Source organism: Isoptericola sp. NPDC057191 (assembly GCF_042670225.1).
Lineage (GTDB): Bacteria > Actinomycetota > Actinomycetes > Actinomycetales > Cellulomonadaceae > Isoptericola.
In genome coordinates this window covers 1-23,938 of the sequence record NZ_JBHUWC010000045.1, presented here as the reverse complement: position 1 = coordinate 23,938, position 23,938 = coordinate 1, and the positions used below count along the sequence as shown (strand labels likewise).

The following is a 23,938-nucleotide window of genomic DNA, read 5'->3' as shown; positions in this document are numbered from 1 at the left end:
GGCAGGAGCCGGGCGGGTCGTCGTCGTGACGTGGAGCTGCCGGGAATCGAACCCGGGTCCGGTGGCGCCATTCGAGGACTTCTCCGGGCGCAGTCTGCTGTGATTTTCTCGGCCCCCGCACTCACGCAGACAAGGTGCGGACGGGCTCAGTCACCTAGGTGTCCCCGCCGCCCCGGTGACGAGGGCGACGAGCAGTGGCTCTCTAGATGACGTGAGCTACCGGGTCGAGAGCAATCCCGGGCTCACGGACTTCGGGACTCGCTCAGGCGGCGAGGGCGAAGTCGGTGCGCTTGTTATCGGCACCTATAGGTTTGCAGGCAAGCGTTCACGAGATGAGCCTGCATCCTCGGCCCGCTTCTCCTCGAAGCACGACCACCGTCGAAACCGATCAGCCCCTATGCATTTGTCAACCAAGGTCTGCCGACCCTGCCGGCCACGAGCAACCCCGTGCCGACGTCCTCCAGTCTAGAGGATCAACCGCCGCGCCCGCGCCGTTATTTCCACAGCCCAGGGCGGGCGCGCGCTCAGCCCAGGAGCTCCTGGTGCCGGATGGCGCGCTGCGCCTCGCGCATGTCCTGCTTCTCGCGGAGCGTCTGCCGCTTGTCGTACTCCTTCTTGCCTCGCGCCAGGGCGATCTCGACCTTGGCACGGCCGTCCAGGAAGTACAGGCTCAACGGGATCAGGGTGTGCCCCTTCTCCCGGGACTTGACGCCGAGCCGGTCGATCTCCTCACGGTGCAGCAGCAGCTTGCGCTTGCGCCGCGGCGCGTGGTTGTTCCAGGTGCCCTGGAAGTACTCCGGGATGTGCACGTTCTCGAGCCAGGCCTCGCCGTGGTCGATCGCGGCGTACCCGTCGAGCAGCGACGCCCGGCCCATCCGCAGCGCCTTCACCTCGGTGCCGGACAGCACGATCCCGGCCTCGACGACGTCCTCGATCACGTAGTCGTGGCGGGCCTTCTTGTTGTTCGCCACGATCGTGCGCGGGTCGCCCTGCTTCTTCTTGGCCCCGCCGTTGGCCCTGGACATGATCTCCTCCTCCCGGGGGTCGCGGTCTCGCGACGTCCCAGGATACGGGAGCGCGGGGCGACGGCCAGGGCTTTTCCGCGCTCCGCGGACGCCCGTCAGTTCAGCCAGCCGCCCATCGGGTCCGTCGTGCTGCCGTTGACGTACACCTCGAAGTGCAGGTGGCACGCCTCCGCGGTGCCCGTCGAGCCGGAGTAGCCGATCACCTGGCCCTTGTCGACGTACTGCCCCACGTGCACGGTGTCGTACGTCAGGTGCAGGTAACGCGTCATGACGTTGTTGCCCCGGTAGGTGCCGTGGTTGATGAGCACGTTGTTGCCCGGCCCGCTGCCGTAGTAGGCCCGCTCGACGTACCCGCTCTGCGCGGCGTAGATGGGCGTACCGCAGTAGGTGCGGATGTCCGTCCCGGCGTGCAGGCGCCAGTAGTGCAGGATCGGGTGGAACCGCATCCCGTACGAGCTGGTCACCACGTGGTAGTTGGTCGGCCACCCGAGGAACGAGCCGGACGACGGGGACGACGAACCGCCCCCACCGCCACCGCCGCCTCCGCCGGAGCCGCCGCCGCTGCCCCCGGAGGAGCCACCGCCGCCGGAGCCACCGCCCCCGCCGCCGCTGCTCTTCTGCTCGGCGGCAGCCTTGCGACGCGCCTCCTCCTCGGCCTTCCGCCGCTGCTCCTCGAGCCGGGCGTCGCGGGCCTTCTGCTTCTTGATGATCACCTTGAGCTCGGACTCGAGGGTCTGCTGCGCCTGCTCGTTCTGCTTGAGCTCCGCGAGCGCGTTCGCCTTCTGCGACTCGATGGAGGCCTTGAGCGCCTGCTGCTTGGCGATGAGGCGCTCGACCTCGGCCTTCCGGTCCGCGGCCTCGCGCTGCGCCTTCTCGGCCGCGACCACGTTGGCGTCCGCCTCACGCTTGAGGTCGGCGATCGCGGAGCGGATCGCGTCGAGGCGTGCCTGCTGGTTGCGGGCCACCGCCTCGGCGTCCTGCAGGTCCGTGAGGGTGCGCGCCTGGCTGCGCGCCGCCGACGACGACACGGCGTACTCGTCGAGGAAGTCCTCCGTCGACTGGGCGCCGGTGACGATGCCGATCGTGCTGGTGTCGTCGCCGTTGCGGTAGGCCTGGCGCGCCATCTGCACCACGTCCGCGCGCGCAGCCTCGACCTTGCCCTTGCCGGCGTCGATCTGGTCGGAGACGGACGCCTCCTCCGCCTCCGCGTCGGACAGCCGCTGCGCGAGGATCGCGGCCTTGCGCCGCGCCTCCTCGAGCCGCGCCTCGGCCGCGTCGAGCGCCGCCTGCGCCACCGGCAGCCGGCCCTCGACCTCGTTGAGGTCCAGCACCGCCTGACGGAACTTGGCGTTGGTGTCCTCGAGCTCCTCCTGGAGGCTGTCGCGCTCGCGCTCCTTCGCGCGCTGCTTCGCCTCCGCCGCCGCCCGCTGGTCGTCGATGTCGTCCGCGGCCGCTGACCGGGCCGTGACGCCCGCCGTCACGGTGGCGGACGTCGTCGCACCGCCGAGCACGAGCACGGCGGCGACGAGCCCGCCCACCACGCGTCGTCCGCGGCCCCGGTCCCGGCCCGGGGTCGTCCCTGGGGTCGTCATCTGCGATCTCACACCCTCGTGTACCGGTTGAGCGTCACCACGGACGACACCACCGCCAGGAGCACGGCGATGCCGATGAGCAGCGGCGCGATGAGGAGGACGTCGCCCACGTCCACGTACGCCACCCAGTCGACGGAGTCCTGCAACCAGTCCGTCACCAGGTACTGGACGGCGAGCCAGAGCCCTCCCACGGCGAGCAGGGCGCCCACCAGCGCGGCGATGGCGCCCTCGAGCATGAACGGCAGCTGCACGAACAGGTTCGACGCGCCGACGAGCCGCATGATGCCCGTCTCCCGGCGGCGCGAGACCGCGGACAGCCGGATCGTGGTGGTGATCAGCAGCACGGCGGCCAGCAGCATGACGCCGGCCAGGCCGGCCGCCAGCAGGGACGCGCGTCCGAGCGCGAGGAACAACGGCTCGAACACCTCCCGCTGGTCCTCCACGACCTCGACGCCCGTGCGCCCCTCGAGGACGTCGTCCACCACCTGGTACTGCTCAGGGTCGACCAGCTTGAGCCGGAACGAGGCCTGCATGTCGTCCTCGGTCAGCTGGGTGCCCTGATACCCGTCCGGGTACATCTTGGTGAAGGCCTTGAACGCGTCCGCCTTGCTCTCGAAGTACGTCGTGGCCACCACGTCGGACAGCTCGGTGTCGATGACGTCACGGAGCGCGTCGACCTGCTCGGGCGTCGCCTCGCCGTCGGCACAGGTCGGCGCGGTGGAACCCTCGGGGCAGAGGAAGACGGAGACCTCGACGAGGTCGTACCAGTCCCCCTTGAGCTTGGTCACCTGGGTCTGCAGCAGCGCGGCCGCGCCCACGAAGGTGAGGGACACGAACGTCACGAGGATCACGGAGATCACCATCGACAGGTTGCGTCGCAGGCCGCCGAGGACCTCGGTGACGACGAACTGGAGCCGCACGCTCAGGCCTCCCGTCCCGCGCGAACGCGCTCGTGCTCGCGCAGCACCTGCTGCACCACCTCGTCGGCGGACGCCGCGGTGGTGGCCGGCGCGGTGGTGGCCGGCGGGGTGGACGGTGCCGACCCCGCGGCCGGCGCTGGTCGAACCGTCGGGGCGTCTTCCGGACGTACCTCCGGGGTGGGCGAGGGCAACGGTTCGGGCACCTGCACCTCGCCGGCACCGTCCTCCGACGCCTGGGCGCGGGCGGCCGCGGCCTCCGCGGCGCGCTCGGCCTCCAGGTCCGCCGGCTCGGGCGAGACCTGCACCCGCGGCGCGACGGCTCGGGCACCCCGGCCCGGAGCGTCGAGCACCGGCGTCTGGCCCACCTGCGGCAGGATCGACTCCCGCTCGCCGTAGACGGCGTCCACCTCGTCCCGGACCACCGACCCGGTGGACAGCTCGACGACGCGCTTGCGCATCTCGTTGACGATCTCGTCGTCGTGCGTCGCCATGACCACCGTGGTGCCCGTGCGGTTGATCCGGTCGAGCAGGCGCATGATCCCCAGCGAGGTGGTCGGGTCGAGGTTGCCCGTCGGCTCGTCGGCCAGCAGGATCTGCGGCCGGTTCACGAAGGCCCGCGCGATGGCGACCCGCTGCTGCTCGCCGCCGGAGAGCTCGTGCGGCAGCCGCTTCTCCTTGCCGTCGAGGCCCACCATCTCCAGCACCTCGGGCACCGTGGTCCGGATCGTGTGCCGCGGCTTGCCGATCACCTGCAGGGCGAACGCGACGTTCTCATAGACGGTCTTGTTCGGCAGCAGGCGGAAGTCCTGGAAGACCACCCCGATGCTGCGACGCAGCGACGGCACCTTCCAGCTCGACAGCCGCGACAGGTCACGGCCCGCCACGTACACGCTCCCGCCGGTGGGGCGCTCCTCGCGCAGCACCAGCCGCAGGAACGTGCTCTTGCCCGAGCCGGACGCACCCACGAGGAACACGAACTCGCCCCTCGAGACGTCGACGGAGACGTCGTCGAGCGCAGGCCGCGCCCCTCGGGCATAGACCTTCGAGACGTTCTCGAACCGGATCACGACGTGCCTCTCCCCTGCCAGGTCGACCGTGCGGCACCGGCGTCAGGTCACGTCCGGGCCGGGCCGCCCGATTTCCGAGAGTCGCACCCGGGGAGGAGGGTCACAGGAAGGACACGCCGGTGTGTCCCGGGTCCAGATGGTCGACCGGGGCGACGATGTGGTCGTCCGGTCGCGTCCGGAGCCGTCAGGCGGCGTCGGCGCCGCCGGAGCGACGCCAGCGGATCCCGGCCTCGATGAAGTCGTCGATCGCGCCGTCGAACACGGCCTGTGTGTTGCCCGACTCGTGCTCGGTCCGCAGGTCCTTGACCATCTGGTACGGCTGCAGCACGTACGAGCGCATCTGGTCGCCCCAGGTGGCCTTGATGTCGCCCGCGAGCTCCTTCTTCTTCGCGGCCTCCTCCTGCTGCCGGATGAGCAGCAGGCGGGACTGCATGACGCGCAGGGCGGCGGCGCGGTTCTGGATCTGCGACTTCTCGTTCTGCATCGACACGACGGTGCCGGTCGGGATGTGCGTCATGCGCACGGCGGAGTCCGTCGTGTTGACCGACTGGCCGCCCGGGCCGGACGACCGGAAGACGTCGATCTTGAGCTCGGACTCGGGGATCTCGATGGAGTCCGTGTGCTCGATGAGGGGCACGACCTCGACGGCGGCGAACGACGTCTGGCGGCGCCCCTGGTTGTCGAACGGCGAGATGCGCACCAGACGGTGGGTGCCGGCCTCCACGGACAGGTTGCCGAACGCGTACGGCGCGTTGACCTCGAACGTCGCCGACTTCAGGCCGGCCTCCTCGGCGTACGAGGTGTCCATGACCTTGGTCGGGTACCCGTGGCGCTCGGCCCAGCGCAGGTACATGCGCATGAGCATCTCGGCGAAGTCGGCGGCGTCGACACCACCGGCCCCGGCGCGGATGGTGACGACCGCCTCGCGGGCGTCGTACTCGCCGGCCAGCAGGGTTCGGACCTCGAGGGCGTCGAGGTCCTTGCGGATGCCGGCGACCTCCCCCTCGGCCTCGGTCAGCGTGTCCTCGTCCTCCATCTCGAGACCCATCTCGACGAGGGTCTCGACGTCGTCGATGCGCTGGCCCAGGCGCTCGACGCGCTGCAGCTCGTTCTGCGTGGTGGACAGCGCGGACGCGACCTTCTGCCCCTGCTCGGGGTCGTCCCACAGATCAGGGGCGGACGCCTGCTCGGTCAGGTCGGCGATCTTCGCCTGCAGGGCGGTGGGGTCGCTCACGGCCTCGATGGACTCGAGGGTGGCGCGCAGCGCCTTGATCTCTGCGGGGAAGTCGATGGTGGCCACGAGATTCAAGGTTACCCGCCCGCCGCGGGCGTCAGTCCCCCGGCGGCAGGGTCCGCCCGAACATGCGGGCCGTGTCGCGGGCGCTCGGCGTGCCGGCGTCCGGGTCCGCACCCGCGGCGACGAGCGCCGCGACCACGTCGTCCGCGCCCTTGAACACGGCGCCGGCGAGCGGCGACTGGCCCCGGGCGTTGACGCGGTCGACGTCGGCTCCGCGCTCGGCCAGGCCACGCACCAGACCGGCGTGCCCGTGGTAGGCCGCCAGCATGACCAGGGAGTTGCCCTGTGCGTCCGCGTGGTCGACCGGGACCCCGGCGTCGACGAACTCGAGGAGCAGGTCGGCGCCCGCCCGGGCGAGGTCGAACATCTGGTCCAGGTCCACGGGCAGCTTGTCGGCGGTCATGCGCGCGAATCTACCCGCGCGGGGACGTCGCTCCCGTCCGATGCTGGGGGCACGAGGAGGTGGTCCGCGATGGCGACGTACCGGTGGCGCGGGCTCGCGTCGGGCAGCGTCGAGCACCTCGACCTCGACCTGCGCGAGGGCGTGCTGCGCGCCCGGTCGCTGGTGGACCTCGGGCCCGAGCGGCTCGAGTATGCGATGGAGCTGACGCCCGCGTGGGAGTTCCGGGTGCTGCGGCTGTGGTCCGGCGCGGGCCGGCAGCTCGACCTGGCCCGGGATGCGGACGGGACGTGGCGCGTCGACGGCTCGGAGCGGCCCGACCTGGCCGACACCGTCGACGTCGACCTGTCCTTCTCCCCGTTCACGAACACGCTGCCGGTCCGCCGTCTCGGCCTGGCGGTCGAGGCGGCGGCCGACATCGTCACCGCGTACGTGGACGGCGGCACGTTCGAGGTCACCCTCGACCCGCAGCGGTACAACCGGACCGCCCGCGACCGCTATGTGTACGAGTCCCGCGACGGCGACTTCCTGCGCGAGATCACCGTGGACGACGACGGGTTCGTCGTCGACTACCCGGGGCTGTTCGGGCGCCTGACCGGCGGCGGCTGAGCCGGTCAGGCGACGGCGATCTCCGTGCCGGGCCCGAAGACCTCGTGATGGATCCGGTCGGCCGCGACACCCTGACGCAGGAGACCGGCCTGGACCATCGTCATGAACGGCGCCGGGCCGCAGAGGTAGGCGTCCGCGTCGTGCGGCAGGTCCACCCCGTCGAGGTCGAGGTACCCGGCGCGCAGCCGGTCCTCCACCGGACGCGTGCCCAGGTCCTCGTACCAGCGGTGCAGCTCCGCGGTCGGAAGGTCGTCGACGAGCGCGCGCAGCTCGGCGCGGTGCGCGTGCCGGGCGGGCGACCGGTCGGCGTGCAGCACCACGACCCGGCGCGTGGTGCCCGCGCGGCGCAGGTGGTGCAGGAAGCCGATCATCGGCGTGATCCCGATGCCCGCGGAGACGAGCACGAGCGGGTTCTCGCCGTCGGACAGCGTCAGCTCACCGAACGGCGAGGACACCTCCAGCACGTCGCCCTCGAACACGCCGCTGTGCAGGTGGTTCGACACCTCCCCCGCGGGCGCGAGCCCCGCGAGGTCCGTCCCGCCAGGGGCCGCCTTGACCGAGATGGTCCAGGCATGGGGCGCGGCACCGCCGGTCAGGCTGTACTGGCGCACCTGCCGGGCCCCGTCGGGCAGGGTCACGGCCACGGAGAGGTACTGCCCGGGCCGCGCGTCCGGCAACGGCCCGCCGTCGGGGGCGACGAGCTCGAACGAGACCGTGTCGGGCGACTCCATCACCCGGCGGCGCACCAGGACCTCTCGCCACACGTCGCCGGGAGTCACGCCCGCCTCGGCGTACAGGCCCAGCTCGATCTCGACGAGCGCGTCCGCCATGTCCCAGTAGACCTCGTCCCACGCGGCGGCCACCTCCGGCGTCACGGCGTCGCCGAGCACCTCGACGATCGCGGCGAACAGGTGCTCGTGCACGATCGGGTACTGCTCCGGCAGGATCCCGAGCGACGCGTGCTTGTGCGCGATGCGCGCCAGCACCGTGCGAGGGTCCGGGCCGTCGTCGACGAGGAGCGTCGCGTAGGCGGCGACCGCCCCCGCGAGCGCCCGCTGCTGGTCGCCGCGGGCCTGGTTGCCGCGGTTGAACAGGTCGCGCTCCAGCTCGGGGTGGGCGGCGAACATGCGGCGGTAGAAGATCGGCGTGATGTCGCCGATCGTGCCGCCGACCACGGGCAGCGTGGCACGGACGACGGCGGCGGACTGCGGTGTGAGCATGCGGAACTCCTCTGTCTGTTCTTCGGTCGCGTCGCGAGGCCCGGTCGGGACCCGCGGCGGAGGTCTCAGCCGGGCGGCCGCGCTCCGACCCGCGGGAGCAGGTCCCGGGTGGTCAGGGACGCCTCGTCGTCACGGACCGCCAGGCGCATCACGACGTGCAGTCGGAGGTCCGTCGACGCGGTGGGCTGCACCTTCGCAGGCTAGCCAAGTCCGAGGGCGAATCGCCGTGCCGGAAGTGGGGTGCCCGCCCCTCGCGGGCCGGCTCCCGGGCGAGCTCTGACCTCAGCCGGCCTGGGCGGACGACGTCGCCGCGACGGTGAAGCCGCCGCCGACGGAGTCCGTGAACCAGCGAAGCAGCGGCGGGTGGGACGACGCGGCCAGGCTCACGCGCGCGGTCCGCCCGTCGGGGGACGACGCCTCCACCAGCCGCAGCCCGTCGAGGTTCGCCGACTGTGCCGGATGCGTCGCGAGGTAGTCGTGCACCGACGCCTCGACGTCGGCGGACGTGAGGACGCGCCACCCTTCGCCCGCGGACGAGCCCGCCTGGTCGGGCGAGCCTGAGTAGGCCCTCTCGGGCGGGATCGCGTCGGCGGCGTCGGCCGCGAGCGCGTCCGCCAGGTCGTACAGGTGCTTGCGGTCGAGGTGGACCGCCGTGACGGAGGCGACCATGCCGACGATCATCAGCGCCAGGGCGACCACGCCCGCCGTGAGCAGCATGATGCGGCCGTCCTCGCCCGTGCCCTGGTCCTTCCGGTGCCGGGGGGCGCGGTGCACGGTCATGGGCGCGCCTGCCCGTACTCGTCCACCGTGGCGACGTGCGTCGCGGTGACCGGGATCTCCAGGGGCACCCAGCCGCGCAGCGCGGCGGGAACGAACGGCAGCGGCACCACCAGGCGGGTACGGACGGCGACCGACGCGCCGGGTGTCAGGCACGGGTCCGCCGAGCACTCGAGGGAGACGGACCCGTCCGTCGTCACGAAGCCCTGGTCGGCGAACGCGATGCCGGCGGCGGCCCGCGCGCGCTGGCCGCCGGCCGCGGACGAGTCGGCCGTCACCATCGCCCGGCCCGCCTCCCGCGCCGCGCCCTCGACCGCGAACGCTCCCGCCTGGACCTGCGCGACCGTCAGCACGAGGTAGACCAGCGGCACCAGCAGCAGCACCGCGGTGCCGAGGAACTCGACGAGCGCGGCGCCGGACTCCGGGTCGGATCCGGACTCCGGAACGGATCCAGACTCGGGGTGAGATCTGGCCTCGGTGTCAGACCCGGCCTCGAGGTCGGGGGTGGGGGCGGTCCCGCCGGAGAGCTGGGCGGTCATGCCTCCTCCAACGCGTGCCCCCGCAGGGTGAGGACACCCGACGGGCCGAGCAGCCCCACTACGGGAAGGGGAACCCGCACCGTCACCTCGACCACGTCCAGGCCGTCCTGCACCGTGCTGCGTGCGGACACGTCACCGGCGTAGCGGCTGCTGAGCGCCGCGGCGAGGAGCTCACGCGTACGGACGGCCCCGCCGGCGAGGTCCTGGTCGGCACGGGCCGCCACACGGGCACCCTCGGCCGCGGCGTCGACCGCCAGCGCCCGCACGTGCAGCGCGAACGCCAGCTGCACCACGCCGAGGAAGAGGGCGAGCACCAGGGCGGCGACCATGACGAACTCGGCCACCGCCGACCCGGCCTCGTCGTCTGACTGCTCCGGGGCGACCCGGCACGGCATCACCGGTGCTCGCCGGCGACCGGCGGGGCCCACCCCGGGCGGGGGATGAGGCAGAACGGGTGCCCGGCAGGATCGGCGTAGACGTCGCCCTCCCCCGCGCCCGGCGCGGCGGCGGTGAGGCGTCGTGCGCCGAGGGCCAGCACCTGGCGATGGGCGGCAGGCACGTCGTCGACCATGACGTCCAGGTGCATCTGCTGCGGCCTTCGCGGGTCGCCCCAGTCCGGCGCCTGGTGGTCGGGCGCGCGCTGGAACGCCAGCCCGGAGTGCCGGTCGCTGCGCGCGACCACGACGAAGTCGTCGTCCGCGTACGTGATCTCCTCGCCGAGGACCGCCGCCCAGAACTCCGCGAGCGCCCGCGGTTCGGGGCAGTCGACGATCAGATGGTGCAGTCGCCCGATCGCCATCTCATCGTCCCGTCACGCTCGAGATCGCCTGCGTGAACGCGTTCTCCAGGAGGGGCCCGGCGATCGCCCAGAGCGCGACGACCAGGCCTGCCGTCATCAGGGTGACGAGCACCCAGCCCGGCACGTCACCGCGCTCGGGGTCGTCCGGTGCGGGGCGCTCGTGCGAGTGCTTCGTGGTCTGGTCGTGCTGCATGGTCGTCCTTTCGGTGGCGCCGCGGGTCGGCGGTGGGTTCGGTGGCGAGTGGTCGACGACTGGTGGCGGGCCGGTGGCCGGTGCGACCGGTCAGAATCCGATATGGAGGGTGGCGAGCGAGGGGAACACGGCGAAGACGACGGTGACCGGGAGGATGAGGAAGACGACAGGGACGAGCATCGCGACCTCCTTCTTGCCGCCGGCCTCCATGAGGGCACGCCTGCCGGACTCCCGCACGTCTTGTGCCTGCGCCCGGAGGACGTCGGCGAGCGGGGTGCCGCGTTCCATGGCGACGGCCACTCCTTCGGCGAACCGGGTGAGGGAGGGCAGGCCGGTGCGGTCGGCCATCACGGTGAGCGCGACGGCGATCGGTGCGCCGGCGCGCACGTCGGCGAGCATGGTCGCGATCTCGCCGGAGAGCTCGCCGCGCGCCGTCGAGGCCACTCGTTCGAGGGCGGGCACCGGGCCTTCCCCGGCGGTCACCGCGAGGGCGAGCAGCTCGGCGATCGTGGGGAACTCGGCCAGCATCCGTTCCTCACGGCGGCGCACGGCGCGGCTGAGCCACTGGTCGCACAGCACGAAGCCACCCGCCCCGCACAGCAGCACGAGCGCCGCGAGCGGCACCGGCGAGGAGCCCCGGGTCGTGGCGAGCACGAGCGCCAGCACGAGGCCGGCCGCCAGCCCGAGGGCGGCCGAGACGACCTGCCGGGTACGGAACGCCTCGACGCTCTCCGCCCAGCCCGCACGGTCCAGACGTCGTCGGACGTCAGCGCGCGTGGACCCGAGCCGCTCGAACCAGTGCGAGGCGTCGGCGACCCAGGGGGCGAGCAACCGCTCGATCACCGGGAACGGCGTGCGGACCGGCTGCTCGCGCAGCAGGCCGGAGGTCGCGTCGCGGGGGCGGAGCGCCGGGGCGAGCCGTTGGTCGAGCGTGATGCGTCGTGCGCGCAGCCCCCCGACCACCAGCAGGAGGCCGATGCCGCCGAGCAAGCCCAACAGTGCTCCGGTCACGGAGAACGACAGACTCGTCATCGCAGCACCCGCCCCTCCTCGGGGAGGCGACCGAGACGGCGCATCAACCAGTAGGCCACGGCGGACGTCCCCGCCCCTGCCGCGAGGACGGCGACGCCCGCGGCCGAGTCGTACGCCTGCGCGGTCTCCGGCCGGGAAGCGAGGAACGCCAGCACCACCCACGGGCCCGCAGCAGCCAGGCGAGCCCCATTCACCGTCCACGACTGGCGCGCCTCGAGCTCCCCGCGCGTGCGGGCGTCCTCGCGCAGGAACGACGACAGGGTGCGCAGCAGCCGTCCCAGGTCGGTACCGCCGACCTCGCGGGTGAGCCGTAGCGCCTCGACGATCCGGTCGGCGACGGGGTCCGCGAGACGGGCCTTGAGCAGGTCCAGGCAGTCGCCGAAGCGTCCGGTCGCCCGGTAGTCCGCCGCGAAGCGGGCGAACGGCTCGCGCAGCTCCACCGGGCCGCGCTCGGCGAGCTGGGCGAGCGCCTCGGGGAGCGACAGGCCGGCGCGCACGCCGGACGCGAGGTGGTCGACCACCTCGGGCCAGACGTCGCGCAGGTCCAGCCGGCGCCGGCGCGCGCGGACCCGGACGAGGGCCTCGGGTGCGACGGCGGCCATCAGGGCGAAGCAGGCGGAGATGGTCGGGGACCGCGTCAGCGCGAACCCGGCGAGCAGCACGAACAGCCCGGCCGTGGCACTGAGCCACCACAGAGCCGCCGGGGTGACCGACGGTGCCCCCGCCTGGACCAACAGGTCCTGGACGGCGACGACCCGGCCCGCGCGGCGGCGCGGGCGCCCGGTCGGCTCCCAGAACGACAGCCACACGCACGCGAGACCCGCACCGAGCAGGAGGCCGACCACCACTCCCATCAACGTCCGCCCGTCAGGAGAGCGCGAACGTCGACCCCGACCCGTGCGAACCGCTCCGCACCGGGCGGGAAGCCGTCGCCGCGCACAAGGTCACCGCCCTGCTCGGCGGGCAGCCGGTGGAACAGCCCCGCGGTCTCGACACGGTCGGCCTCGACGCGGCCCGTCACGGCCACGAGCTCCCGCACCTGACGTGCGCCGTCCGCCGCGACGTCGAGGTGCACCACCACGTCGATCGCGGACGCCACGGTGGGCACCACGAAGCGATCGGACACGTTCTCGCCCGCCAGGAGGGGAAGCGTGCACATCTTGGTGACCGCTTCGCGGGCCGAGTTGGCGTGCACCGTGCACATGCCCGGGATTCCGGCGTTGAGCGCCACGAGCATGTCGAAGCTCTCTGCCTCGCGCACCTCGCCGATGACGATGCGGTCCGGCCGCATCCGCAGCGCCTCCTTCACGAGGCGGCGCAACGGGATCTCGCCGGTGCCCTCGAGGCTGGGCTGGCGGCACTGCATCGCGACGTGGTCGCGGGCGGCGAAACGAACCTCGAAGACCTCCTCGCACGAGATGACCCGCTGGCCGGCCGGGATGGAGCCTGCGAGCGCGTTGAGCATCGTCGTCTTGCCTGCCTGCGTCGCCCCGGAGACGAGGACGTTCAGGCCTGCCCGCACGGCCGCGTCGAGGAACGCGGCGGCGTGCGACGTGAGGGAGCCGAGCCGCACCAGGTGGTCCAGGTGGTCCGCCCGTACCAGGTGCTTGCGGATGTTCACGGCCATGTGCTCACGCGTGACATCGGGGATGACCACGTGCAGGCGTTCGCCGCCCGGCAGCGACGCGTCCACGAACGGGCTGCTGAGGTCGAGCCGACGCCCGGACGCCTTGAGCATCCGCTCCACGAGGTCGCGCACCTGTCCCGTCGTGAGGAGCGTCGTCGTCAGCTCGGGCACCCCGCGTCGGGCGACGAACACCTTGGCGGGTGCGTTGATCCAGATCTCCTCGACCTCCGGGTCGTCGACATAGCGCTGCAGCGGGCCGAGGCCACCGAGAGAGTCGGCGACGGCCCGGGCCGCCTCCTGCGGATCCATGAGAGGAGGCACGATGCCTCGTGTGGCGCGGTCGGCATAGTCCGCGACCGCCTCGGAGACGAGGCGTTCGAGCCCTGCACGGTCACGGACGGGGTCGAGCGCGCGCCGGCGCACCAGCTCGCGGACCTCGTGCTCGAGGATCGCGGCGGCGCCGGTGGGCGCCAGGGCGTCGTTCGGCACTGATCTCCCTCTCGTCGAATGGCCGCACCCGGCGGCGAATGCTGCCCCAGATTAGACATTCGAGCAGCCGCTCGCGGATCCCCTGTGGATAAACGAACTCGCGTGACGCCCCGCCGGCGAATGGCCACCGAGGCGCCCATTTCGACGACGTGTGAACAATCTGAAAAGCGGAATTGATATTGAGGGGCACGCGTCGACTTCCGTGACGCGCGCGCCCAGGGTCGCTGTGCCTGGTTTCCTTTACACGGCGTGCGCCACGCCTCCGCCATCAGCGAGAGCACCCCGCCGCTCGGTCAGCATTCCTCCTGAAACGTCCAGGCGATGTCTGTCTGGGCAATCTGGTGCCGTGCTCCGTCAGAGCTGTAGGTGACCCGGGTCGCCGTGAACGATCCACCCGCAGCATCGGGCCTCAGGAACGTGAAGAAGCTGTACCTGCCGCCGGGCTCGATCTCGGCACCGACCGCATCCCGCCGCTCGTCCCACAGCCAGCTCTCCCCAGCCTTCGGCACAGGCAGTCCGATGCCGAACACGGCTTCCTGCGCGTCGCCCTGCAGGGCGAGATCGGTGACGTAGGCACCATCGAGCTCGACGCCGTCCGCGTCCACGAGATCGACGCGGGTAATCACGACCGTGTCGCCACCGGTGTTCTCGAGGATGAGCTCGCCGTCCGACTGCACGGGTTTGCTGGTCGGGCCACAGTTCATGGTGGTGTTGGTCGACAGGTCGATCGGCCCGTTGTTGGCGCCGACTGAGAGCGTGCAACCCGACAGCGCCACGACGACTGCGAGAAGGACGACACCACCGGGGCGCGTCAGCCGGCGGCCCGCGCCGTCACGCTCGGCCCGCGCCGTGCCTGTGTCCATCTTGGAGCCAGCACTGGCGTCGGCGTCGTCTCGCGCGAAATCCGGACCTGCGGCCGAAGCGCGCCGCCGGGCCCACCAGTTCAGGACGGCGGACAGCACGAGCAGGACGGCGATGCAGGACGTCGCCATCGCCCCGGAACTACCCCAGTTGATCGCGACAGCCGCGACCATCGCGACGGCTGCGACGATTCGCGCCACGTCGTCGAACGTCATGCGCTCTCCCTTCAGAAGGTGTCGTCACTGCGACGTGCAGCACATCCCGGGCCCCGGCTCATCGGCTCGGATCGCGACTGCGCCAGGAATGGCGCTTGAGTATCAGCGCACTGCGCCTGCGCACCCCCGTCAGGCGCCGCCTGAGCGTCCGGCGACCGAGTTCGAGTGAGCCACGCCCACGCTGCGCCTGCACGGCGAGGCGACCTACGTGCAAACTCTGCACAACGACTTCAGTCCGGGAGCCCCGGATGTAGAATTCTCCGCGCGTACCCATAATTCTTTGCAAAGCAACCTCCACTGCGCACGAATTTCAAATAAGCAAGCCCTTCCAGATTGTCGAGAAATCACGCCCCTTTCCTGGCAGTCGATCTCTGCTCTCCAGATAGGTGGATCCCGCTCTGCCGTCGACGCGGGCGGGCCCGGGGACACGCTCCTGCCGCCCCTGGCACATCAATACGACCTCCAGCCACCGGAGCGTCGAGGGGCCTGCGAGCGCGGGCGCTGCGCCCCCCTGCCCGAGAGCTAGGGTCGAGCCATGCCGACCTCTCCCCCGCCCGGCCGCTGGACCGATGTCGCGCGCGCGACGGGACTGCTCGGCGCGGACGACGCCGTCGCGCAGACGATCTTCGCCGAGATGACGTCGCTCGCCGCGCGCACGGGCGCGATCAACCTGGGCCAGGGCTTCCCCGACGTCGACGGGCCGGAGTTCATCCGGTCGGCAGCCAAGGACGCGATCGACGCCGGTCGCAACCAGTACGCACCGGGCGACGGCGCGCCCGAGCTGCGCCGCGCGATCGCGGACCACCAGCGCCGCCACTACGGCCTCGACGTCGACCCGGACTCCCAGGTGCTGGTCACCACCGGCGCCACCGAGGCGATCGCCGCGGCGCTCCTCGCGCTCGTCGGCCAGGGGGACGAGGTCATCACGCTCGAACCGTTCTACGACTCGCACGCCGCGGGGATCGCGCTGGCCGGCGCGACGCACGTGCCGGTGCCGCTGACCGCCGACGACTTCCGGCTCGACGCCGCCGCCCTGCGCGCCGCCGTCACCCCGCGCACGCGGCTCATCGTCCTCAACACCCCGCACAACCCCACGGGCACCGTGCTCACGCGCGTCGAGCTGGAGCAGGTCGCCGCCGTCGCGCGCGACGCCGACCTGCTCGTCCTCACCGACGAGGTCTACGAGCACCTGGTGTTCGACGACGCCACCCACGTGCCGATCGCCACCCTGCCCGGCATGGGCGAACGCACGCTCACCGTGTCCTCCAGCGGCAAGACCTTCAGCCTCACCGGCTGGAAGGTGGGCTGGGTGCACGGTCCGGCGGGGCTCGTCACCGCGGTGCGCACGGTCAAGCAGTTCGTTACCTACACCTCGGGCGCCCCCTTCCAGCCCGCCATCGCCCAGGCGCTCGACGACGACGCCGCCCCACGCGCCCTCGCGGCGTCGCTCGCCTCCCGCCGCGACCTGTTGTGCGAGGGGCTGACGGCCGCCGGCCTCGACGTCGTCGTCCCCCAGGGCACGTACTTCGTGGTGGCCGACGGGCAGCATCTTGCCGAGCGACTCGGTGTCGCAGACGGGCACGAGCTGTCCCGGCGGCTGCCGGAGCTCGCAGGGGTGGTGGGCATTCCGGTGTCCGCGTTCTGCCGCACCGGCTCCCCCACGGCGAGCGCTCTCGCGGCGCGCGTGCGGTTCACGTTCGTCAAGCGCGAGGACGTGCTGCGCGAGGCGGTCGAGCGCCTCCACCGGCTCCCGCGCTAGCCCGCATACCTCGCGCCACGCCGCTCTACCTCGGCAGTTCGCGTGCTACCTCGGCAGTTCGCGTGCTACCTCGGCAGTTCGCGTACTACTTCGGCAGTTCGCGTGCTACCTCGGCATGGGTGGCACTACCTCAGTGGCGTGCGTGCTACCTCGGCACGGTGGGGAGCAGCTCGGCTCGGGAGGTCAGAGCGCGGGCAGCACCAGGCTGACTGCGACGACCAGCATGATGGCCGCGACGACGGCGTCCACGACGCGCCAGGCGCCCGGCCGTGCGAGCACGGGGGCCAGCAGCCGTGCGCCGTACCCGAGGCCGACGAACCACAGCACGCTGGAGACCATCGCCCCGGCGGTGAACAGCCAGCGCGCGTCGCCGTGCGACGCGGCGAGCGACCCCTGCAGCACCACCGTGTCGAGGTACACGTGCGGGTTCAGCCAGGTGAGTGCGAGGGCCGTGAGCAGCACGGGCCGCACCCGCCGGCCGGCGTCGGGGACGCTGCGGTCAGTTGCCGCCTTCAGGCCGGCCTCGTCGCCTCGCCATGCCCGCCGGGCGGCGAGGGCGCCGTAGCCGAGGACGACGACGGCACCTGCCCAGCGCGCGACCTCCACCACGGCCGGGTGGCTCACGACCAGCGCACCGAGCCCCGCGGTCCCCGCCGCGTACAGGAGGAGGTCGGAGGCGGCGCAGACGGCGACGACGACGCCGACGTGCTCACGGCGCACGCCCTGGCGCAGCACGAAGGCGTTCTGCGCGCCGATGGCGACGATGAGCGAGAGGCCGAAGGCGAGGCCGGCGAGGACGGTGAGCACACGACGACGCTAGGCAGTCCCATCCGCTGAAGTCCATCTACGGTTTCTTCCGCTGATGCAGCACAACTTCATCTACGGTGGAGAGGTGCGATGGGACTCCCGCCAGCTCGAGGCGCTGGCCGCCGTCATCACCGAGGGCTCGTTCGAGGGCGCCGCGCGGGCGCTGCACGTGACGCCGTCGGCGGTGAGCCAGCGCGTGCGCGCGCTGGAGAACGCGGCGGGCTCGGTGCTGGTGCGCCGCACCCGTCCGGTCGCCCCCACGGAGCCGGGCCGCACGATGCTGCGCCTGGCACGGCAGGTCGAGCTGCTCGGGGCGGAGGCGAGCCGCGCGCTCGGCCCCGGCGCCACGGACGACGGCGGCGATCCCGGCGACGCCCGCCGGCCCGTCACCGTGCCGCTGGCCGTGAACGCCGACTCGCTGGCCACCTGGGTGCTGCCCGCCCTCGCCCAGGTGGAGGGGGTCTGCTTCGACCTGTACCGCGAGGACCAGGACCGCACGGTGGACCTGCTGCCCGCGGGCGTCGTCATGGCCGCGATCACCTCCCAGCGCGAGCCCGTGCAGGGCTGCAGCTCCGCCCCGCTCGGGATCACGCGGTACCGCCCCGTCGCGACCCCCGCCATGATCGAGCGCTGGTTCCCCGACGGCCCCACGGCCGACGCGCTCGGCCGCGCGCCCGTCGTCGTCTTCAACCGCGCCGACGACCTGCAGGACGTCTGGCTGCGCGACCGTGCCGCCGCGACGGGCGCGGCGGTGCCGGACCCGCCCCGCCATCACGTGCCGAGCACGGCCGAGTACCTCGACGCGGTGCGCCGCGGCCTCGGCTGGGGCATGTGGGGACCGCTCCCCGGCCCGGACGCCCGGTTCCCGGTGCTCGGGGACGCCCTCGAGCGGGGCGAGGTGCGGACCCTTGCCGACGACGCCGTCGTCGACGTGCCGGTCTACCTGCAGCAGTGGAAGCTGCGCTCGGAGGTCCTCGACCGCGTCACCGGCGCCCTGCGTGCCGAGGCGCGCCGCGTCCTCCCGCAGCGCTGAGCTCGGCCCGAGGTCGGCCCGAGGTCGGCACGACCGAGGGCCAGGCGCAGACGGAGAGACCCCCAGGGTCAGGCGCAGACGCCCGGCAGCAGCGAGGGGCTGGGCGACGGGGACGGCGAGGAGGACTTCTCGCCCGCCTGCTTGCCGGGGGACGCGACGTCGTCGTCGACCGGCGTCGCGCCCGTCGGCTTCGGCGAGAAGGACGCCTTCGCCCCCTTCTTCTTCTCCGCTGCCGGCGTGCCGGGCGGGGCCTTGTCGGCGCGGATGCGCGCCCAGATCTCGTCCGCCGCGGACGTCCACTCCACCCGGCCGGGCTGGCTCACGGAGTCGACGACGGGCACGGAGGTGAACACGATCCGGGCGGGGTCGATGTCGCGGATGCTCCACGCCAGGCCGGCGAGCGCCGTCGGGCTGGCGAGGTCCGGGTCGGTCGAGATGGAGCCGAGGATCTTCCGCACCATGCGGTACAGCCGCGGCGAGTCGGTGATGACGTTCTGCGACAGGATCTCCCGCATCGTCGCGTCGAAGAACGCCTGCTGCCGCTCGATGCGCTTGAGGTCGCTGCCGATCTCGAGGCCCATGCCCTCGCCCTTGCGGGCGCGCAGGAAGTTGATCGCCGTGTACCCGTCGAGCTTCTGCCGCCCGGCCTTCAGGTCGAGGTCCACCCGCTGCCCCTTGACCGCCTCGGGCAGGCACATGGTGACGCCGCCGATGGCGTCGACGACGCCGATGACGCCGTTCATCTGCACGACGACGTGGTCCTCGATCCGCACGCCCGTGAGCTTCTCGACCGTGTGGATCGTGCAGGCCGCCGCGCCGGTGACGTCCTTGCCCGGACCACCGCCGAGGGCGAACGCGGTGTTGAACATCGCGTTCGTCTGCGGCGCGGTGCTGCCACCGCCCGGGAGCTTGCAGGACGGGATGTCGACGAGGGAGTCGCGCGGGATCGAGACCGCCTCGATGCGGCTGCGGTCCCCGGAGATGTGCACGAGCAGCGTCGTGTCGGAGTGGAACTCGTCGCCCGCGCCGGCGATCTCGGCGTTCGCCGCGTCGCGGAAGTCGGTGCCCATCACGAGGATGTTGAGGTCCTTGCCGGCGAACGGGTCGCTCGGGTCCTGCTCGGTCGCGACCGCGGGCGGACGGTCGTCCTCCGCGAGGAGGTCGTCGACGTCGGACACGTCGATCTGGGAGCGCAGGTCGACGAACGACGCGACCGCAGTCGCCGTCCCGAACGCCACCACCGCGGTGAGGACGAGGGCGGTCGAGCGGACGACTCGGTGCGAGGCGAAAGAGGTCGCGTGACGCGGCAGGGTCCGCACAGCGCGATACTAGGCCGTGAGCAGCGCGGACGCGCGGGGGACAGCGGTTTCACCCGCCGACCCCCGCGCGTGCCGTGAGTGCTCGTCAGTCCCGCGCGGCGAGCGCGGCGACGGCGAGCCCGGGCTGGTCCGCGAAGACGCCGTCCAGTCCGGTGTCCAGGAACGCGTCGAGCTCGCCGGCCAGGTCACCGTGGGCCGTGAGGTCCGCCGAGGAGCGGTACTCGGCGGGCAGGAACTGGTTCTCCGCGCGGAACGTCCACGCGTACACGTCGAGCCCGGCCCGGTGAGCGTCCCGCACCACGGAGGTGGGCTCGCCGAGCGTGCCGTCCGCGTCGCGCGGGACGACGACGTTCTTCTCCAGGCTGGCGATGTCGGCGTACCGGGCCACGCCCCGCAGGCCCGCGGGCGTCACGAGGTCGGCGTACGTGCGCGGGTCGCCCGCCGCCACGAGGTCGTACGGCGCGCCGCTCGCGGACACGTTGAGGGCCAGGCGCACGCCGGTCAGCCTGTCGAGCTCGCGCAGGTTCCCGGTCTCGAAGGACTGCACGACCACCGGGTCGCGGGGCGAGTCGTAGCCGTGGGCGCCGAGCTCCGCCACGAGCGGCGCGGTCAGCGAGAGCCCGATCGACGCGAAGTAGGTCGGGTGCTTGGTCTCCGGGGCCACGCCGACGGGGCGGCCGTCGCACGTCTGGGAGTGCCGGGCGAGGTCGAGCACCTCGTCGAGGGTGGGCACCTGGTAGAGACCGTCGAAGGCCTTGTTGCCCGGCCGCACCTGGGGCAGGCGCTCCACGGCCCGCAGGGTGCGCAGCTCCGCGAGGGTGAAGTCCTCGGTGAACCAGCCGGTCACCGCCGCGCCGTCGACCGTCTTGGTGGTGCGGCGCGCGGCGAACTCGGGGTGCTTCGCGACGTCGGTCGTGCCACCGATCTCGTTCTCGTGCCGTGCGACGAGCACGCCGTCCTTCGTGGGCACGACGTCGGGCTCGATGACGTCCGCGCACTGCAGGATCGCCTGCTCGTAGGAGGCGAGGGTGTGCTCGGGCCGGTACCCGGACGCCCCCCGGTGCCCGATCACGGTCACGCCGTCGTCGGGCGTCCGCGTCTTGCGCAGGTCGATGACGACCATCTCGGTGTCGTCGGGCGTGCCGGGCCGGCGGGCGGAGTTGCCCGGGTAGTTGTTGTCGTTGGCGATGAGGATGCGTCCGTCGCGCAGGCGCAGCACCGTCTCGAACGACTGCACGGGCAGCGCGTACGTCTCGCCGAGGCCGTACCCCTCCCCCGCGTCGATGCCGCGCGGGTTGGCGACGCGCAGCGCGTCGAGGACGAGGTCCTTGCGGACGTAGCGGCCGCCGGAGCCGTCGGGCTCGGTACGCGTCAGGTCGATCTCGTAGACGCGCTTGGTGACCGCCGCGGGGCCTTCGAAGTCGTCCCGCTCCACCACCCAGAAGCGGTTCTTGCCGACCGTGAACGCGTCCCCGACGACGTTCGCCTCCTGGTCGGCCTGGTACGCCCACGTGCGGCCGGTGTACTGCCCGCGGCGGGTGTCGAACTCGTGGATCACGCGACGGCGCTGGTCCGCGTCGGTGGTCAGCGCACCCTCGAGCACCGGGTAGAGGTAGCGCCCGGAGCGCGCCATGGCCTCGAAGCCGCGGCTCGCGCGCACGGTCGGGGTCTCGCCCGCGGCGAGGTACGGGTTCTGGGGGGACTTCAGGCCGCCCGGCAGCGGGTAGGGCTTGTCGAGCAGCGTCCCGTCGGCGTCGAAGTGCAGCAGGAACGGTCCGAACTCCTCGCCCACCCACAGCGTGCCGTCGTCGGCGCGCGCCACGGACTCGATGTCGAAGTCGGCGCCCGTGAGCAGCCGCTCGCGCGTGTCCCCGCGCACGATGTCGAAGTCCAGGAGTCCGTTCGCGTCGTTGTAGGAGATGTGGTCCAGCACCTTGATCTGTCCCGACCCCGACCCACCCTTGCGGCCCGTGCCGCCGGAGCGGCCGGTGTCCCAGTCGGGACGCACCAGGTAGCTGCGCAGCAGGAAGTCGGCGGAGTTGCCCTTCGCGCCGAAGCCGTTGTCCGGCTGGGCCCAGAACGTGCCGTCCCCGTTGTCGACCATGGCCGAGAAGCCGGGGACGACCTGGCCGTCCCACGGCCCCTGGCGACCGTTGCCCGCCGAGGCCGCGGCGCCTGACGGCGGGCCCTCCGCGAGGTAGTCGGCCGACAGGGTGGCACGGCCCTCGAGGGTGGGGACGAGGTGGGTGGTGGCTGCCCCGCGGTGGTGGGGGCTTTCGGCGCCGGCACCGTCGGGGCGGCCGCCGGCAGCCGCTGCGGAGCCGGCAGCCGTGAGAGCGACGACCGCGGCGGTCGCCGCAGCGACCGTCCGCAGGAGGCGGGCGTGCGTCTGTGAGCGAGTCATGGACCGATGACACCGACGCCCCGCGACGGCCCGCCCAACCCCGGATGAACCCTGAAGGTCCGCTGGATGACGATCCGTCCCGCCGGTCTCTCGCGGGCACTGTTGTCACACCCCTAGATCTGCTAGGTTCAGCACCCCTAGTAGTTCTAGATATCGGGAGCCGACGTGCGCTTCGACAAAGACCTGGTGGCGGCGTCCGCCACCCCGCTCGTGCTGGGCATACTCGCCGAGGGCGAGTCCTACGGGTACGCCATCCTGAAGCGGGTCACCGAGCTGTCGGGCGGCCGCATGCAGTGGACCGACGGGATGCTGTACCCCCTGCTGCACCGGCTCGAGCGGCTCGACCTGGTCGTCGCGACCTGGGGCACCTCCGAGGCCGGCCGCCGCCGCAAGCACTACGCGATCACCCCCGCAGGCCGGGACGCCCTCGCCGAGCGGCAGCAGCAGTGGTCCGTCGTCGCGGACGTGCTCCAGCACGTCTGGCGAGCCGCCCAGGCACCCGGCTCCGGCCCGGCCTCCCGCCCGGCGCTCGCGGACGGGTGGGCGTGATGGCCGAGCAGCACGAGCGCCTCGAGGCGCAGATCGACCAGTGGCGCTCCTACGTCCAGCGGCGCCGCGCCATCTCCGCCGCCGACGTCGACGAGATGGAGGACCACCTGCGCGGGCAGGTGAGCGACCTGACCGCCACCGGGCTCGACGACGGCGAGGCGTTCCTCGTCGCGGTCCGGCGCATGGGCAACCTCGACGCGGTCTCCCGCGAGTTCGCCCGCGAGCACTCCGAACGGCTGTGGAAGCAGCTCGTGCTCGTGCCGGACGACGCCCCCGAGGGCGCCGCGGGCCCGACCTGGCGCGAGCTCGCCGTCGTCCTCGCGCTCGCGGTGGGGGCGGGCGTCGCCGCCAAGATCGGCCTCGCCGCGATCCACGAGGACACCGCGCTCGTGCGCAACCTACCGCTGCTCACCGCGCCCTTCCTCGCCGCCTACTTCGCGTGGAAGCGCCGCGTCTCGGCACGCGTCCTGCTGTGGCTGCTGGTGCCGTTCGCCGCGCTCGCCGTGGTGCTCAACGTCTACCCGTACGACCTCGGTGGCTCCACCGTGCTGCTGGCGGCGATCCACGCCCCGCTCGTGCTGTGGGCGCTCGTCGGCGTCACCTACGTGGGCGGCCGGTGGCGGGCCGAGGAGCCGCGCATGGACTTCGCGCGGTTCACCGGCGAGCTGGTCGTGTACGTCACGCTCCTCGCCATCGGCGGCGGAGTGCTCCTGGGCCTCACGGCGGCCACCCTCAACCTGGTCGGCGTGGACATCGAACCCGCGATGCAGAACTGGATCCTGCCCTTCGCCGTCCCGGGCGCCGTCGTCGTCGGGGCATGGCTGGTCGAGGCGAAGCAGGACGTCGTGGAGAACATCGCCCCGGTGCTCACCCGTGTGTTCACACCGCTGACGCTCGTCATGCTCCTGGTGACGCTGGTCGTGCTGCTCACGGCCGGCAACCTCGCCGACACGGACCGCGACCTGCTCATCCTCATGGACGCGATCCTCGTGCTGGTGCTGTGCCTGCTGCTCTACTCGGTGTCCGCGCGCGACTCGCTCGCCCGTCCGGGCTGGTTCGACGCCCTGCAGCTGGCGCTCGTCGTCGCCGCCCTCGCGGTGGACGCCGTCGCCCTGACGGCGATGCTGACCCGCATCGCCGAGTTCGGCGTCAGCCCCAACAAGGCGGCCGCCCTCGGCCTCAACCTCCTGCTGCTCGTGCACCTGGCGCGCTCGGGCTGGCTGCTGCTCGGGTTCCTGCGCGACCGCCGGTCGTTCGGCGCGCTCACCCGCTGGCAGACGCGCTTCCTGCCGGCCTACCCGGTGTGGGCGGCCGTCGTCGTCGTGGCTTTCGGCCCGCTCTTCGCCTTCGCGTAGCGGCCGAACAGGCGGTTGTACACCTTCTGAAGCGTCAGAAGGTGTACAAC

At 72.4% G+C, this 23,938-nt stretch carries 24 protein-coding genes, 1 other RNA gene and 1 pseudogene; 5 read left to right on the top strand and 21 right to left on the bottom strand.

Going from position 1 to position 23,938, the window contains the following annotated elements; genetic code table 11:
• Positions 1–28: 28 nt before the first annotated feature.
• The 7 genes and pseudogenes from ssrA to ACFT55_RS08595 all read right to left on the bottom strand — a co-directional run bounded on the left by ssrA (position 29) and on the right by ACFT55_RS08595 (position 6,304).
• Positions 29–396, bottom strand: a transfer-messenger RNA (tmRNA) gene (ssrA, locus tag ACFT55_RS08625).
• 128 nt (positions 397–524) lie between these two features.
• Positions 525–1,025, bottom strand: coding sequence for an SsrA-binding protein SmpB (smpB, locus tag ACFT55_RS08620; RefSeq protein ID WP_380243402.1), 501 nt, complete (start codon positions 1,023–1,025; stop codon positions 525–527).
• Positions 1,026–1,120: 95 nt separating this feature from the next.
• On the bottom strand, positions 1,121–2,617 hold the full coding sequence (locus ACFT55_RS08615) for a peptidoglycan DD-metalloendopeptidase family protein (protein WP_380243401.1): 1,497 nt from the start codon (positions 2,615–2,617) through the stop codon (positions 1,121–1,123).
• Positions 2,618–2,625: 8 nt separating this feature from the next.
• Positions 2,626–3,537, bottom strand: coding sequence for a permease-like cell division protein FtsX (ftsX, locus tag ACFT55_RS08610; RefSeq protein ID WP_380243400.1), 912 nt, complete (start codon positions 3,535–3,537; stop codon positions 2,626–2,628).
• A 389-nt stretch (positions 3,538–3,926) separates the two neighbouring features.
• Positions 3,927–4,604: pseudogene (ftsE, locus tag ACFT55_RS08605) on the bottom strand (cell division ATP-binding protein FtsE); the annotation flags it as partial.
• 184 nt (positions 4,605–4,788) lie between these two features.
• The gene (gene prfB, locus ACFT55_RS08600; protein WP_380243399.1) at positions 4,789–5,904 is read right to left on the bottom strand and encodes a peptide chain release factor 2; all 1,116 of its coding nucleotides are present in this window, start codon (positions 5,902–5,904) and stop codon (positions 4,789–4,791) included.
• Between the two features lie 31 nt (positions 5,905–5,935).
• Positions 5,936–6,304 (bottom strand): ankyrin repeat domain-containing protein, encoded by a 369-nt coding sequence (locus ACFT55_RS08595; RefSeq protein WP_380243398.1) that lies wholly within the window; start codon positions 6,302–6,304, stop codon positions 5,936–5,938.
• A 69-nt stretch (positions 6,305–6,373) separates the two neighbouring features.
• Between ACFT55_RS08595 and ACFT55_RS08590 the strand changes: the two genes are divergently transcribed.
• Positions 6,374–6,910, top strand: coding sequence for a putative glycolipid-binding domain-containing protein (locus ACFT55_RS08590; protein WP_380243397.1), 537 nt, complete (start codon positions 6,374–6,376; stop codon positions 6,908–6,910).
• Positions 6,911–6,915: 5 nt separating this feature from the next.
• On the opposite strand, the gene ACFT55_RS08585 is transcribed toward ACFT55_RS08590, so the two are convergent.
• The 11 genes from ACFT55_RS08585 to ACFT55_RS08535 form a co-directional block, all read right to left on the bottom strand.
• Entirely contained in the window at positions 6,916–8,130 is a 1,215-nt protein-coding gene (locus tag ACFT55_RS08585; protein WP_380243396.1) for a globin domain-containing protein, read from the bottom strand.
• A gap of 65 nt (positions 8,131–8,195) precedes the next feature.
• Positions 8,196–8,321 (bottom strand): hypothetical protein, encoded by a 126-nt coding sequence (locus tag ACFT55_RS08580; RefSeq protein WP_380243395.1) that lies wholly within the window; start codon positions 8,319–8,321, stop codon positions 8,196–8,198.
• A gap of 91 nt (positions 8,322–8,412) precedes the next feature.
• Positions 8,413–8,910: a hypothetical protein gene (locus ACFT55_RS08575; RefSeq protein ID WP_380243394.1), complete on the bottom strand. Its 498-nt coding sequence runs from the start codon at positions 8,908–8,910 to the stop codon at positions 8,413–8,415.
• Complete coding sequence (locus ACFT55_RS08570; protein WP_380243393.1) at positions 8,907–9,446, bottom strand: pilus assembly protein; 540 nt, start codon at positions 9,444–9,446, stop codon at positions 8,907–8,909. Before ACFT55_RS08570 ends, ACFT55_RS08575 begins: the two co-directional genes overlap by 4 nt.
• Positions 9,443–9,841, bottom strand: a complete 399-nt coding sequence (locus ACFT55_RS08565; protein ID WP_380243392.1) for a TadE family protein — start codon at positions 9,839–9,841, stop codon at positions 9,443–9,445. The genes ACFT55_RS08570 and ACFT55_RS08565 overlap by 4 nt, the downstream gene beginning before the upstream one ends.
• Complete coding sequence (locus tag ACFT55_RS08560) at positions 9,841–10,245, bottom strand: VOC family protein (protein ID WP_380243391.1); 405 nt, start codon at positions 10,243–10,245, stop codon at positions 9,841–9,843. Before ACFT55_RS08560 ends, ACFT55_RS08565 begins: the two co-directional genes overlap by 1 nt.
• A 1-nt stretch (position 10,246) precedes the next feature.
• On the bottom strand, positions 10,247–10,438 hold the full coding sequence (locus ACFT55_RS08555) for a hypothetical protein (RefSeq protein ID WP_380243390.1): 192 nt from the start codon (positions 10,436–10,438) through the stop codon (positions 10,247–10,249).
• A gap of 90 nt (positions 10,439–10,528) precedes the next feature.
• The gene (locus ACFT55_RS08550; protein WP_380243389.1) at positions 10,529–11,470 is read right to left on the bottom strand and encodes a type II secretion system F family protein; all 942 of its coding nucleotides are present in this window, start codon (positions 11,468–11,470) and stop codon (positions 10,529–10,531) included.
• Positions 11,467–12,324, bottom strand: a complete 858-nt coding sequence (locus ACFT55_RS08545; protein ID WP_380243403.1) for a type II secretion system F family protein — start codon at positions 12,322–12,324, stop codon at positions 11,467–11,469. The genes ACFT55_RS08550 and ACFT55_RS08545 overlap by 4 nt, the downstream gene beginning before the upstream one ends.
• A complete protein-coding gene (locus tag ACFT55_RS08540; RefSeq protein WP_380243388.1) occupies positions 12,324–13,586 on the bottom strand; it encodes a CpaF family protein in 1,263 nt (420 codons plus the stop codon). The genes ACFT55_RS08545 and ACFT55_RS08540 overlap by 1 nt, the downstream gene beginning before the upstream one ends.
• A gap of 293 nt (positions 13,587–13,879) precedes the next feature.
• Entirely contained in the window at positions 13,880–14,662 is a 783-nt protein-coding gene (locus tag ACFT55_RS08535) for a hypothetical protein (protein WP_380243387.1), read from the bottom strand.
• A 535-nt stretch (positions 14,663–15,197) separates the two neighbouring features.
• Here ACFT55_RS08535 and ACFT55_RS08530 point away from each other — a divergent pair.
• Positions 15,198–16,421 carry a pyridoxal phosphate-dependent aminotransferase gene (locus ACFT55_RS08530; RefSeq protein WP_380243386.1) on the top strand — a complete coding sequence of 408 codons (1,224 nt, stop codon included), beginning with the start codon at positions 15,198–15,200 and terminating at the stop codon, positions 16,419–16,421.
• Between the two features lie 183 nt (positions 16,422–16,604).
• On the opposite strand, the gene ACFT55_RS08525 is transcribed toward ACFT55_RS08530, so the two are convergent.
• Complete coding sequence (locus ACFT55_RS08525) at positions 16,605–17,228, bottom strand: LysE/ArgO family amino acid transporter (protein ID WP_380243385.1); 624 nt, start codon at positions 17,226–17,228, stop codon at positions 16,605–16,607.
• A 55-nt stretch (positions 17,229–17,283) separates the two neighbouring features.
• Here ACFT55_RS08525 and ACFT55_RS08520 point away from each other — a divergent pair, with 55 nt between their 5' ends.
• Positions 17,284–18,261, top strand: a complete 978-nt coding sequence (locus ACFT55_RS08520; protein ID WP_380243384.1) for a LysR family transcriptional regulator ArgP — start codon at positions 17,284–17,286, stop codon at positions 18,259–18,261.
• Between the two features lie 68 nt (positions 18,262–18,329).
• Here ACFT55_RS08520 and ACFT55_RS08515 read toward each other — a convergent pair whose 3' ends face one another.
• Together ACFT55_RS08515 and ACFT55_RS08510 are read right to left on the bottom strand one after the other, a co-directional pair.
• Complete coding sequence (locus tag ACFT55_RS08515) at positions 18,330–19,580, bottom strand: LCP family protein (protein WP_380243383.1); 1,251 nt, start codon at positions 19,578–19,580, stop codon at positions 18,330–18,332.
• Positions 19,581–19,665: 85 nt separating this feature from the next.
• The gene (locus tag ACFT55_RS08510) at positions 19,666–21,984 is read right to left on the bottom strand and encodes an esterase-like activity of phytase family protein (RefSeq protein WP_380243382.1); all 2,319 of its coding nucleotides are present in this window, start codon (positions 21,982–21,984) and stop codon (positions 19,666–19,668) included.
• Positions 21,985–22,149: 165 nt separating this feature from the next.
• Between ACFT55_RS08510 and ACFT55_RS08505 the strand changes: the two genes are divergently transcribed.
• Together ACFT55_RS08505 and ACFT55_RS08500 are read left to right on the top strand one after the other, a co-directional pair.
• A complete protein-coding gene (locus ACFT55_RS08505; protein ID WP_380243381.1) occupies positions 22,150–22,533 on the top strand; it encodes a PadR family transcriptional regulator in 384 nt (127 codons plus the stop codon).
• Positions 22,533–23,888, top strand: a complete 1,356-nt coding sequence (locus tag ACFT55_RS08500) for a permease prefix domain 1-containing protein (RefSeq protein ID WP_380243380.1) — start codon at positions 22,533–22,535, stop codon at positions 23,886–23,888. The genes ACFT55_RS08505 and ACFT55_RS08500 overlap by 1 nt, the downstream gene beginning before the upstream one ends.
• Positions 23,889–23,938: the final 50 nt, after the last annotated feature.